15 protein-coding genes are annotated in these 12,098 nt (G+C 60.3%); 8 read left to right on the top strand and 7 right to left on the bottom strand.

Annotated features, from left to right (window positions below):
• Nucleotides 1-63 precede the first annotated feature (63 nt).
• The 5 genes from AB4N74_RS02180 to AB4N74_RS02160 form a co-directional block, all read right to left on the bottom strand.
• Nucleotides 64-255, bottom strand: coding sequence for a DUF1289 domain-containing protein (locus AB4N74_RS02180; RefSeq protein WP_034153249.1), 192 nt, complete (start codon nucleotides 253-255; stop codon nucleotides 64-66).
• 143 nt (nucleotides 256-398) lie between these two features.
• On the bottom strand, nucleotides 399-1,385 hold the full coding sequence (gene scpB / locus AB4N74_RS02175) for an SMC-Scp complex subunit ScpB (RefSeq protein WP_093439535.1): 987 nt from the start codon (nucleotides 1,383-1,385) through the stop codon (nucleotides 399-401).
• Nucleotides 1,386-1,396: 11 nt separating this feature from the next.
• On the bottom strand, nucleotides 1,397-2,095 hold the full coding sequence (locus tag AB4N74_RS02170) for a segregation and condensation protein A (RefSeq protein WP_172828192.1): 699 nt from the start codon (nucleotides 2,093-2,095) through the stop codon (nucleotides 1,397-1,399).
• A 123-nt stretch (nucleotides 2,096-2,218) separates the two neighbouring features.
• A complete protein-coding gene (locus tag AB4N74_RS02165) occupies nucleotides 2,219-2,848 on the bottom strand; it encodes an L-threonylcarbamoyladenylate synthase (protein WP_093440143.1) in 630 nt (209 codons plus the stop codon).
• A gap of 13 nt (nucleotides 2,849-2,861) precedes the next feature.
• Nucleotides 2,862-3,725 (bottom strand): PHP domain-containing protein, encoded by an 864-nt coding sequence (locus tag AB4N74_RS02160; protein ID WP_093439532.1) that lies wholly within the window; start codon nucleotides 3,723-3,725, stop codon nucleotides 2,862-2,864.
• An 87-nt stretch (nucleotides 3,726-3,812) separates the two neighbouring features.
• Between AB4N74_RS02160 and AB4N74_RS02155 the strand changes: the two genes are divergently transcribed.
• The 6 genes from AB4N74_RS02155 to AB4N74_RS02130 all read left to right on the top strand — a co-directional run bounded on the left by AB4N74_RS02155 (nucleotide 3,813) and on the right by AB4N74_RS02130 (nucleotide 8,152).
• Entirely contained in the window at nucleotides 3,813-4,412 is a 600-nt protein-coding gene (locus AB4N74_RS02155; RefSeq protein ID WP_099758321.1) for a septation protein A, read from the top strand.
• A 1-nt stretch (nucleotide 4,413) separates the two neighbouring features.
• On the top strand, nucleotides 4,414-4,713 hold the full coding sequence (locus tag AB4N74_RS02150; protein ID WP_007919677.1) for a YciI family protein: 300 nt from the start codon (nucleotides 4,414-4,416) through the stop codon (nucleotides 4,711-4,713).
• A gap of 149 nt (nucleotides 4,714-4,862) precedes the next feature.
• A complete protein-coding gene (locus tag AB4N74_RS02145; RefSeq protein WP_099758320.1) occupies nucleotides 4,863-5,273 on the top strand; it encodes a translation initiation factor 2 in 411 nt (136 codons plus the stop codon).
• 7 nt (nucleotides 5,274-5,280) lie between these two features.
• Nucleotides 5,281-5,958, top strand: coding sequence for a response regulator transcription factor (locus AB4N74_RS02140; RefSeq protein ID WP_257357564.1), 678 nt, complete (start codon nucleotides 5,281-5,283; stop codon nucleotides 5,956-5,958).
• A 228-nt stretch (nucleotides 5,959-6,186) separates the two neighbouring features.
• Nucleotides 6,187-6,636: a Spy/CpxP family protein refolding chaperone gene (locus tag AB4N74_RS02135; protein WP_016987938.1), complete on the top strand. Its 450-nt coding sequence runs from the start codon at nucleotides 6,187-6,189 to the stop codon at nucleotides 6,634-6,636.
• Between the two features lie 175 nt (nucleotides 6,637-6,811).
• Nucleotides 6,812-8,152 (top strand): sensor histidine kinase, encoded by a 1,341-nt coding sequence (locus tag AB4N74_RS02130; RefSeq protein ID WP_093439518.1) that lies wholly within the window; start codon nucleotides 6,812-6,814, stop codon nucleotides 8,150-8,152.
• Nucleotides 8,153-8,455: 303 nt separating this feature from the next.
• On the opposite strand, the gene AB4N74_RS02125 is transcribed toward AB4N74_RS02130, so the two are convergent.
• Nucleotides 8,456-9,022, bottom strand: a complete 567-nt coding sequence (locus tag AB4N74_RS02125) for a nitroreductase family protein (RefSeq protein WP_460090162.1) — start codon at nucleotides 9,020-9,022, stop codon at nucleotides 8,456-8,458.
• A 121-nt stretch (nucleotides 9,023-9,143) separates the two neighbouring features.
• Between AB4N74_RS02125 and AB4N74_RS02120 the strand changes: the two genes are divergently transcribed.
• Nucleotides 9,144-10,598, top strand: coding sequence for a TrkH family potassium uptake protein (locus AB4N74_RS02120; RefSeq protein WP_427118721.1), 1,455 nt, complete (start codon nucleotides 9,144-9,146; stop codon nucleotides 10,596-10,598).
• On the opposite strand, the gene AB4N74_RS02115 is transcribed toward AB4N74_RS02120, so the two are convergent.
• Entirely contained in the window at nucleotides 10,555-11,616 is a 1,062-nt protein-coding gene (locus AB4N74_RS02115; RefSeq protein ID WP_202894563.1) for an AraC family transcriptional regulator, read from the bottom strand. The two genes, AB4N74_RS02120 and AB4N74_RS02115, sit on opposite strands and share 44 nt — an antisense overlap.
• Nucleotides 11,617-11,780: 164 nt before the next feature.
• Here AB4N74_RS02115 and AB4N74_RS02110 point away from each other — a divergent pair, with 164 nt between their 5' ends.
• A complete protein-coding gene (locus AB4N74_RS02110) occupies nucleotides 11,781-12,092 on the top strand; it encodes an Mpo1-like protein (RefSeq protein ID WP_093442638.1) in 312 nt (103 codons plus the stop codon).
• The last annotated feature ends 6 nt before the right edge of the window (nucleotides 12,093-12,098 follow it).

The raw sequence follows: 12,098 nt of genomic DNA, 5'->3' as shown, positions 1-12,098 counted from the left end.
GGGTCGCGAATCATACGCGGATGTGCGCCATCGCGCATCAGAGACTAGTCGATCAGGCCAAGGTTATTTCTTTTTCCGCCGACCGGCGCCACCGAGTTTGATCAGGCGCAGCGCGGCTTCGGCCAGTACGCTGCGCTTGTCGTCCTTGTCGAGTTTCTTCCAGGCCTTGATTTCGCGCTTGCTGCGACCGCAGCCGAGACAGATGTCGTCGGTGAATTTGCAGAGGCTGATGCACGGGTCTTTTGTTGAACTCATACCTACTCCAGAAACACACAAATCCCCTGTAGGAGTGAGCCTGCTCGCGATTGCGGTGTATCTGCCAAGAAGATGTCGACTGACACACCGCAATCGCGAGCAGGCTCACTCCTACAGGGGTTTGCGGTGTTCTTGGGATCGGATCAGTCTTCGAACTCGCGGCGTTCGGCTTCGATGGCTTCGGCCAAGGCGCGGGCTTCGGCTTCTTCTTCGCTCAGCTCGGGTTCTGGCGCGGGTTGTTCGAGCGCGGCGACGGCGGCCAACAGCTTTTCGCGGGCTTCGGCGACGCCAAGAATGTCCTCTTCCGGTTCGGCTTCTGGCTCGGCTTCAAGTTCAACTTCAATCGCTGGCTCAGCGACTTCGGTTTCAGGCTCGGTCGTCGGCGCGTCACTGTCGCCCGCCTCACCATCCGCCGCATCTCGCAGCAAATCGTCGAAGTCGGTCTTGATCCCCTCCTCCATGCTGTCCAGCTCCAGCAGCAAGGTATGGAAACTGGTCTCTTCCTTCTCCTCTTCCGGCTCGGCGCTGGCGTCGGCCAACTCCTGCAAACCCTGCGGCACCGGAGCGTCGTCGAAATCGAGCACCGGGTCGGTTTCCATTTCGCGCAATTCGGCCAGCGGCGGCAGGTCTTCGAGGTTCTTCAGGTTGAAGTGATCGAGAAACATCTTGGTGGTGGCAAACATCGCCGGTTTGCCCGGCACATCGCGGTAACCAACAACACGAATCCACTCGCGCTCCAGCAAGGTCTTGACGATATTGCTGTTCACCGCCACGCCACGCACGTCTTCGATCTCGCCACGGGTGATCGGCTGACGGTAGGCAATCAGCGCGATGGTTTCGAGCAAGGCGCGGGAGTAACGCTGCGGGCGCTCTTCCCACAAGCGGCCGACCCACGGCGAAAACTTTTCGCGGATCTGCAAGCGATAGCCCGATGAGACTTCCTTGAGCTCGAAAGCACGGCCCTCGCAGGACTTGCCCAACAGGGTCAGGGCTTTCTTGAAGACCGCAGGCTCGGGCCGTTCGCCTTCTTCAAACAGTTCAAACAGGCGCTCAAGGGATTGCGGCTTTCCCGAGGCCAACAGAAAGGCTTCAAGCAGGGGGGCCAGCTCGCGGGGTTCAGTCAGGTTCATGTTTCGACTCGTTATTCGGCTCGGGCTCGCACGTGGATCGCGGCGAACGGCTCATTCTGCACCAGCTCGACCAAGGATTCCTTGACCAGTTCAAGGATCGCCATAAAGGTCACCACCACACCCAGCCGCCCTTCTTCGGCGGTGAACAGCTCGACGAACGGCACAAAACCGCCGCCCTTGAGCCGTTCCAGCACATCGCTCATGCGCTCGCGGGTGGACAGTGCTTCGCGGCTGACCTGGTGGCTTTCAAACATATCGCCACGGCGCAGCACTTCGGCCATGCACATCAAAATCTCTTCCAGCGCCACATCCGGCAACAGCTTGCGCGCCCGGGCTTCCGGGGCGTCGAGCTTGGGCACGATCACATCGCGGCCAACCCGGCTCAAGCCGTCGATGCCTTCGGCGGCCGCCTTGAAACGCTCGTACTCCTGCAAGCGGCGGATCAGTTCGGCACGCGGGTCGTCTTCTTCGTCTTCGACGGTTTCAGCGCGCGGCAGAAGCATGCGCGACTTGATCTCGGCGAGCATCGCGGCCATCACCAGATACTCGGCGGCCAGCTCCAGACGCACCGACTGCATCAACTCGACATAACCCATGTACTGGCGGGTGATTTCCGCCACCGGGATATCGAGGATGTTGATGTTCTGTTTGCGGATCAGGTACAGCAGCAGGTCGAGCGGGCCTTCGAAGGCTTCAAGGAAGACTTCCAGCGCATCCGGCGGGATGTACAGGTCCAGCGGCATCTCCATGACTGCCTGGCCATAGACCATGGCAAACGGCAGTTCCTGCTGAGCGCCAGCCTGGGGATCGACAACGGTTTCCACTGCGGACATTCAGGCCTCGACCATGAACGGCGCGGGGTCGCCGCAACCAACGCGGATCACTTCCGGGTCGTCGCCGGTCAGGTCGATCACGGTGGAGGCTTTGATGCCGCCGAAACCGCCGTCGATGATCAAGTCCACTTGGTGTTCAAGCAGTTGGCGCATTTCGTAAGGATCGCTGAGCGGGTCTTCGTCGCCGGGCATGATCAGGGTCACGCTCATCAGCGGCTCGCCGAGTTCGGCCAGCAGCGCCAGCGCGATCGGATGGCTGGGCACACGCAGACCGATGGTGCGCTTCTTCGGATGCAGCAACAGACGCGGCACTTCGCGGGTGGCGTTGAGAATAAAGGTGTAAGGCCCCGGCAGATGCGCCTTGAGAATGCGGAAGGTGCCGGTGTCGATCTTCGCGTAGTTGCCCAGTTGCGACAGGTCGCTGCAGATCAGCGCGAAGTTGTGCTTTTCATCGAGTTGACGCAAACGGCGCACGCGCTCGATGGCGGTCTTGTCGCCGATCTGGCAGCCGATGGCGTAGGAAGAATCCGTAGGATAAACCACCACCCCGCCTTTGCGGATGATTTCGACCGCCTGTTTTATCAGGCGCGCTTGTGGGTTTTCCGGATGTATCTGGAAAAATTGACTCACATTTTCTACCTGTTCAGACGGCGGCAATATCTGTGTCATGTTTGAACCGACACCACAGGGGTGGAAGGTCCTCGGGAACCGGCCGGTACTGGCCGATCTCTGACCAGCCGCCAGGGCCATGGAAGTCACTGCCGGCGCTGACCAGCAGACCGAACTCACGGGCAAGGATTGCCAGGCTGCCGACCTGTTCCGCAGGCTGATGGCCATTGACCACCTCGATCGCATGCCCGCCTGCTTGAATATAGTCGGCAATCAGCTTCCGGCGCTTGCTGCGGGTGAAATCGTAGTGCCACGGATGCGCGAGGCTGACCCAGGCCCCGGCGGCACGCAGTGTGCCAACGGTGTCTTCCAGCGTCGGCCAGTGCAACTTGACATCACCCAGCTTGCCGGCGCCGAGCCATTTGCGGAATGCCTCGGCGCGATCCTTTACAAAACCTTCACGCACCATCCAGTCGGCGAAATGCGGACGGGCCGGGGCGTTGCCACTGTCACCCAGTTCCTGCTGGACCTGCCGGGCACCTTCGAGGGCACCGGGCATGCCCTTGAGGGCGAGCTTGCGGCTTATTTCTTCCGACCGCAGCCAGCGGCCATCGTGCAATCTGGCAATCGCTTCGACCAACGGTGTGGCATTGACATCAAAACCGTAGCCCAACACATGAATCGTCGCGCCGCCCCAGGTGCAGGACAATTCGACGCCGTTGACCAGTTGCATGCCCAATTCGTTGGCGGCCGTGCGCGCTTCGGCGAGGCCTTCGAGGGTGTCGTGGTCAGTCAACGCCAGGACTCGCACGCCGTTCTCGAACGCACGCGCAACCAGAACCGCAGGCGCGAGGGCGCCATCGGAGGCCGTGCTATGGCAATGCAAATCAACATTCACGGGGAGTTGTAACCTCAAATCAGCTGGCGCTATCGCGCGCCCATATGTTTGTTATTATGCCGCCACATCCAGCTTCTGGCTCTCACTGTGAAACAATTCATCGATTTCATCCCGCTTCTGCTGTTCTTCATCGTTTACAAACTTGATCCACGGGTCGTCGACATCGCTGGCCATGAAGTGACTGTAGGCGGTATTTACAGCGCCACGGCGATGCTGATCATCAGTTCCCTGGTGGTGTACGGCGCGTTGTTCATCAAACAGCGCAAGCTGGAAAAGAGCCAATGGCTGACCCTGATTGCCTGCCTGGTTTTCGGCAGCCTGACGCTGGCCTTCCACAGCGAGACCTTCCTCAAGTGGAAAGCCCCGGTGGTCAACTGGCTGTTCGCCGTCGCCTTCATCGGCAGCCACTTCATCGGTGACCGCCTGCTGATCAAACGCATCATGGGCCACGCACTGAGCCTTCCGGATCCGGTCTGGACCCGCCTGAACATCGCCTGGATCGGCTTTTTCCTGTTCTGCGGCGCTGCCAACCTGTTCGTCGCCTTCACCTTCCAGAGCTACTGGGTGGACTTCAAGGTGTTCGGCAGCCTGGGCATGACCTTGGTATTCCTGGTCGCACAGGGCATTTACCTGTCGCGTCATCTGCACGATGCCGATACCCCAACAACACCAAAAACCGAGGACTGACATGCTCTACGCCATCATTGCCACCGACGTCGCCAATTCGCTGGAAGCACGCCTGGCCGCGCGCCCTGCGCATCTGGAACGCCTGCAAGCGCTCAAGGGCGAAGGCCGCATCGTATTGGCCGGCCCGCACCCGGCCGTCGACAGCAATGATCCGGGCGCAGCGGGTTTCACCGGCAGCCTGATCGTCGCCGAATTCGACTCCCTGAGCGCTGCGCAGGCATGGGCCGATGCTGATCCGTACATCGCCGCGGGTGTCTACGCCAACGTGGTCGTCAAGCCGTTCAAGCAAGTCCTGCCTTAAACGTCCAGTGATGAGGGGATTTACCCCTCATCACTCGCGACACTGCCTCATGCAATGAACCTTCCTGGTTCTTGCTGCTCTCAATCGCTCATTATTCTCGTTTGCCTGCCGACAACCTGCCCAATATCCATTTGGAAACAGGTGTCGCGATGCGCAAGGGTCCGTTGTGTCTGATGTTGGTCACGTTGTCGATCATGGCACCCGCCCATGGTGAGGAAACCACCGAAGGCGGCAATTCCACGCCATTGTCGTTAAGCGCCGGCAGCCAGATCACCGAGTTGCAGCAGCGCCTCAAGGCCAGCGAGCAGCAACGGGAAGAACTGAGCAAACAACTGCAAAATGCCGACAATACCCGTGAAAGCGCCCAGCTCGCCCGGTTGCGCCAGGAGAACCAGCGTCTCAAGCTGCAACTCAAGGAAGCCCAGGCCAGCCCGCTGCCGCGTCTGCTGACTGATCAGCAGCAATGGTTCGTCACGGGCGCCGGAGTAGCGCTATTGGCGCTGCTCTGCGGTATCTTTGCCAGTGGAGCAAGCCGAAAACGTCGGCAATGGCTAAATTGAGTGAGTCATGAGCGAGCTGTTACTGATTGATGATGACCAGGAGTTGTGCGAACTCCTGAGTAGCTGGCTGAGCCAGGAAGGCTTCCATGTGCGCGCCTGCCACGATGGCCAGAGTGCGCGCAAGGCGTTGGCCGAAACGGCCCCGGCGGCGGTGGTGCTGGATGTGATGCTGCCCGATGGCAGCGGTCTGGAACTGCTCAAGCAACTGCGCAACGACCACGCCGATCTGCCGGTGCTGATGCTTTCGGCCCGGGGTGAGCCATTGGATCGCATCCTCGGTCTGGAACTGGGCGCCGACGATTATCTGGCCAAACCCTGCGACCCACGAGAACTGACCGCCCGCCTGCGCGCCGTACTGCGCCGCAGCCACCCGGCGGCAGTCTCGACGCAGCTTGAGCTGGGCGATCTGAGTTTCAGTCCGGTGCGCGGCGTGGTCTGCATCGACGAGAAAGAACTGACCCTCACCGTTTCCGAAAGCCGTCTGCTCGAAGCCCTGCTCAAGCAACCCGGCGAACCGCTGGACAAACAGGAACTGGCGCAGATCGCCCTCGGCCGCAAGCTGACCCTGTACGACCGCAGCCTCGACATGCACGTCAGCAACCTGCGCAAGAAAATCGGCCCGCATCCCGACGGCCGCCCACGCATCGTCGCGTTGCGCAGCCGCGGTTACTACTACAGCCTCTGAGGCTCCCCTTGTAGGAATGGACCTGCTCGCGATAGCAGTGTGTCAGTCGACATGTTCTTGCCCGATACACCGTTATCGCGAGCAGGCTCACTCCTACAGAGTGTGTTTGTCAGGTCAGCGCTCGAGTGTCTTTACCGAAGCTTTACGCAGTGCTGACCGCCGCTGACCTTGATCTCCGTAATCTGAACTCATCCGGAACGTACCGGGAACGAGACAAGGAGATACACCATGCGCAAGACTCTTATCGCTCTGATGTTCGCTGCCGCTCTGCCAACCGTCGCCATGGCCATGCCGCAAGACGGTGGCCCGATGGGTGGCCCGCTCGACGGCCCACGCCACGGCGGTCAGATGCACGGCATGCACGGCAAAGGCCCGTACAGCCAACTCGACCTGTCCCGCGAACAGCGCGAACAGATCCGCAAGATCATGGGCGAGCAGATGCACGAGCGTAAGCAAGTGGTCGACAAGTATCTGGAAAAACTCTCGCCGGCTGACCAGAAAGCCATGAAGGACGAGATGGCCGCCAACCACAAGAAAGCCGAGACGGATGTTCGCGCCGTGTTGAAACCGGATCAACAGAAGAAATTCGACGAGATCCAGAAAAAACAGGCCGAGCGTCGCGCCGAATGGGCCGAATTCAAGGCGTGGAAAGCGCAACAGGCGCAAAAGGCGCAATAATGCTCTAACTTCAGGCCCGACGGCTCACCCCGTCGGGTCTGTTTTCACCCGTTCAACTGTGGGAGCGAGCTTGCTCGCGAATGCGGTGTATCAGACGAAGAAATGTTGACTGACACACCGCTTTCGCGAGCAAGCTCGCTCCCACATGGGTTTTGCATTGCTTTGAGGATTTTCTGTGCGTTCATTGTTCTGGCGTATTCTCGCGAGCTTCTGGCTGGCCATCGCTCTGGTGGCCGGGCTGTCCATTCTGCTCGGGCACATGCTCAACCAGGACGCGTGGATCCTCAGTCGCCATCCGGGCCTCAACACCCTCGCCGGCGAATGGACACAAACCTACGAAGCCCAGGGCGAGGAAGCTGCCCAGGACATCCTCGAACAGCGCAAACGCCAATATCACATCGATGTTCAGGTACTGAACGAATCCGGCGACCCGGTGGTTCGCGGCACCTTCCCGCGCCGCGCAGCCGCGTTCGAAGCCCGCCAGAACAATGATGACCGGCGCCTGCCATGGCGACGTCTGACCGATGAATTCACCAGCGAAAAAACCGGTGACACCTACCTGTTCATCTACCGCATCCCGCATCCGGAACTCGACTCTTGGCACCGCGAAAGCCTGCTTTGGCCATTGAGTGCGCTGGGCATCGCGTTGGTGGTGCTGACCCTGTTCAGTCTGTTGGTGACCTTCTCCATCACCCGCCCGCTCAGCCGTTTGCGCGGCGCGGTGCATGATCTCGGGCAGACCACTTATCAGCAGAACAGCCTGGCGAAACTGGCCAACCGCCGCGACGAATTCGGCGTGCTGGCCAACGATTTCAACCGCATGGGCGCGCGCCTGCAAAGCCTGATTGGCAGCCAGCGACAGCTGTTGCGCGACGTTTCCCACGAATTGCGCTCACCGTTGGCGCGGCTGCGTATCGCCCTGGCCCTGGCCGAACGCGCCAACCCTGAAGAACGCGAGAAACTCTGGCCACGCCTGACGCGCGAGTGTGATCGGCTGGAAGCGTTGATCAGTGAAATTCTGGTATTGGCGCGGGTCGATGCCGACAACGCCAGTGCTGAAGAGGTGGATCTGAATGCGTTGCTCGGCCTCTTGCAGAAGGACGCAAAACTGGGATCGCCCGAGCAGATCGTGCGTCTGGATGCCGAACCGCAGTTGAATCTGAAAGGCTGGCCGACCATGATCGAGCGCGCCGTCGATAACCTGCTGCGCAACGCCCAGCGCTTCAACCCGGAAGGTCAGCCGATTGAAATGCAGGCTTCACGTCAGGGTGAAAAAATCATCGTGAGCGTGCGCGACCATGGGCCGGGGGTGCAGGCTGAACATTTGAGCCAGTTGGGCGAGCCGTTTTACCGGGCGCCGGGACAGACGGCGGCCGGACACGGTTTGGGCCTGGCGATTGCGCGAAGGGCGGCGGAGCGGCATGGTGGGAGTTTGACGCTGGCCAATCATCCGCAGGGTGGGTTTATTGCCAGCCTGGAATTGCCGTTGGTGCCCGGAGCGGTGGTGCAACTTTAAGAGCCTAAAAGCTACCCTCACCCCAGCCCTCTCCCGGTGGGAGAGGGGGCCGACCGAGGTGTCTTGCGTCAGACATCGACCTGAAACACCGAGTCGATTATGGGCCAGGAAGGCACGTGAATCGTCGCCGACTCTGGGTTCGAAATGCATCGGAACCGTTATCGACTCCGAACTCGAAATGCATTGGAGCCGTTATCGACTCTGGATTCAGCCGAGCACTTTCAGGTCGGCGTACCTCTACAGCATCCCCCAATCAGTCCCCTCTCCCTCTGGGAGAGGGCTAGGGTGAGGGGCTTTTGATCTTCAGGCGTTGGCGGGCCAGGCGCTGACGAACTCGGCCAGATCAACCTTTTCCGCCACACGCGGTTCTTTCTGCGGCGTGCCGAGGTACAAGAACGCGATCACTTCTTCACCTTCAACCAAGCCCAAACCTTTGGCCACGTGCTGCGAATAAGCCAGATCACCCGTACGCCACACCGCACCAATCCCTTGCGCATACGCCGCCAGCAAAATCCCGTGCGCCGCACACCCGGCCGCCAGCAACTGCTCGGCCTTCGGGTACTTGACGTGTTCCTGCAACTTGGCGATCACCACAACCACCAGCGGCGCACGCAGCGGACCATTACGGGCCTTGTCGATCATCGCTTCAGTGACTTCGCCTTCCTGCATTTGCGCAGCTTGCGCCAGCAACTCGCCCATTTGCTCGCGTGCCGCGCCTTCGACCGTCAGGAAGCGATACGGCTGCAAATGCCCGTGATCCGGCGCGCGCAACGCGGCGCCAAACAGGGCTTCGCGCTGCTCGGCAGTGGGGGCCGGTTCGACCAGTCGTGGAACGGAAACACGGTTGAGCAACGCGTCGAGAGCCTGCATCGGCCACCTCCTGAAAAATATGTGCGGCTATTCTAGCGGTATCTGCCAACAGGATGCCGGTTTACATGCCCTGCCCCACGGGTAGAATGGCGCCTTTCCCACATCAGCCCGAGCGGACTTCATGGCGTTGCCGACCTTACGGATCATTGGTTTCATCATCGGCATCTTCCTGATCACCCTGGCTGTGGCCATGGTCGTGCCTATGGCCACCCTGGTGATTTTCGAGCGCACCGGTGATCTGCCGTCGTTCCTCTGGGCGAGCATGATCACCTTCGTCGCCGGCCTCGCGCTGGTGATTCCCGGCCGACCGGAACACATTCACCTGCGCCCGCGCGACATGTACCTGCTGACGGTCAGCAGTTGGCTGGTGGTGTGCATTTTTGCTGCGCTGCCGTTTCTGCTGACCCAGCACATCAGCTACACCGACTCGTTTTTCGAAAGCATGTCCGGCATCACCGCGACCGGCTCGACCGTACTCAGCGGGCTCGACACCATGTCACCGGGCATTCTGATGTGGCGCTCGCTGCTGCACTGGCTCGGCGGCATCGGCTTTATCGGCATGGCGGTGGCGATTCTGCCGCTGCTGCGTATCGGTGGCATGCGCCTGTTCCAGACTGAATCCTCGGACCGCTCGGAAAAGGTCATGCCGCGCTCGCACATGGTGGCGCGCCTGATTGTGGCAGCGTATGTCGGCATCACCATCCTTGGCAGCCTGGCGTTCTGGTGGGCCGGGATGAGTCCGTTCGACGCAATCAACCACGCGATGTCGGCGATCTCTACTGGCGGGTTCTCCACCTCCGATCAATCCCTGGCCAAGTGGACGCAACCGGCGGTGCACTGGGTCGCAGTCGTCATCATGATTCTCGGCAGCCTGCCGTTCACCCTGTACGTGGCGACGTTGCGCGGCAACCGCAAGGCGTTGATCAAGGATCAGCAGGTGCAGGGTTTGCTCGGTATGCTGCTGGCGACCTGGCTGGTGCTCGGCACCTGGTACTGGTGGACGACCAATTTGCATTGGCTGGAGGCGCTACGCCACGTAGCGCTGAACGTGACGTCGGTGGTCACCACCACCGGTTTCGCCCTCGGCGACTACAGCCTGTGGGGTAACTTCTCACTGATGCTGTTTTTCTATCTGGGTTTTGTCGGTGGTTGTTCCGGGTCGACGGCGGGCGGGATCAAGATCTTCCGTTTCCAGGTCGCCTACATCTTGCTCAAGGCCAACCTTAATCAACTGATTCACCCGCGTGCGGTGATCAAGCAGAAGTACAACGGCCACCGTCTCGACGAAGAGATCGTCCGTTCGATTCTGACCTTTTCGTTCTTCTTCGCCATCACCATCTGCGTGATCGCCCTGCTCCTGTCGCTGCTCGGCGTTGACTGGATGACCGCGTTGACCGGCGCTGCGAGCACCGTGTCCGGCGTTGGCCCGGGCCTGGGCGAAACCATCGGCCCGGCAGGTAACTTCGCCACCCTGCCGGACGCGGCCAAGTGGATCCTGTCGTTCGGCATGCTGCTCGGCCGACTGGAGATCATTACGGTGTTTGTACTGTGTATTCCGGCCTTTTGGCGTCACTGACCGCGCTCGGCGCCTGCAACAACCGCGTCCGGTAATCGCCGGGCGTGGTGTCGAACCAGCGCCGGAACGCGCGAAAGAAGTTGCTCGGGTCGGCAAATCCCAACAGATAAGCGATTTCCAGCAAGGTCATGCTCGGTTGCGCCAGATACTGCTCGGCCAGTTCGCGGCGGGTGTCATCGAGCAACTGCTGAAAACTGGTGCCCTCCTCCTGCAAGCGGCGCTGCAAGGTACGCTGCGATAAATGCAGAGTCTGCGCCACAGTATCGCGCTTCGGCTCACCTTGCGGCAGCAAACGGCACAGCACCTGTCGCGCCTTGTGGGTCACGCGGCTTTCGGAAAACCGCGCCAGATATTCCCCGGCAAAGCGGTCGTGCAACAGCGCCATCGCTTCGTTGGCTGTCGGCAGCGGCGCTTCCATGTCGGCGCGTTCGAAGATCAGCGCGTCATACGGCGCGTTGAACATCAGCGGCGCGTGGAAGGCTTGTTTGTAGGGTTCCAGGTCCTCGGGTTCGGCGCCCTGCACCAGCACTTTGACCGGGTGCAACGTGCGTCCGGTCAACCAGCCGCACAGGCCCAGCGCACAGGCCAGCGAGGCTTCGGCGCTTTGCCGGGTCGGTGGCAGATGGTCACCGTGCACGGTCAGAATCAGCGCATAACCTTCATCAAGCAATCGGAAACTCAGATCGGCGCTCTCGGCGATGATGCGCTGATAGCGCACCAGCCGTTGAAAGCCTTCGGCGAGGGTATTGCTCGACATCAACGCGTAGCCGGCGACATGAAAAGACGCCGGTCGCACCACCTTGCCCATGTTCAGGCCGATCGCCGGGTTGCCGGATAACTCGACCGCCCGTTGCCAGAGACGGGTCATGGAATCTTGCGGGAAGCGCGCATCCGGATCATCCAGAGCCGTGTAATCGAGCCCCAGTTGTTTGAACAGAACCCGGCAATCCAGGCCGTCCATCTCCAATGCTTTGACAATCCCCATCGCCCAGCTTGCAGAAGTCGTTCGTTCGCTCATGGCGTTTTTCTTTTACATGATGGGCCGCATGTTACGGCCCGATTTGCGAAGGATACTAAAGTGGCGCCGATTGTCACTGGCCCACGCCAATGATCACTCTAGACTCAAATAAGCTACCCGCAGCACAACTCGTCGCCAGAACAATAACCACAGAGAACGCGGTCGTGGAAAACATCAAACATTTCAACAGCTTCGCTGAGTTCTATCCGTATTACCTCAGCGAACACAGCAACAGCACCTGCCGGCGCCTGCATTTCATCGGTACGACACTGGTGATTTTTATTCTCGCGCTGACCATCGCCAAGGGCGCCTGGCTGCTGTTATTGGCCTTGCCGCTGGCCGGTTACAGCTTCGCCTGGGTCGGGCACTTCTTCTTTGAAAAGAACCGGCCGGCGACTTTCCAGCATCCGCTGTACAGCCTGCTTGGCGACTTCGTCATGTACCGCGACATGATTCTGGGTCGCGTGGCGTTCTGAATGAGG

The organism is Pseudomonas sp. H3_C08 (genome assembly GCF_054669455.1).
The sequence above is the reverse complement of the archived record's forward strand: the minus strand, read 5'-3'. Positions and strand labels throughout refer to the sequence as shown.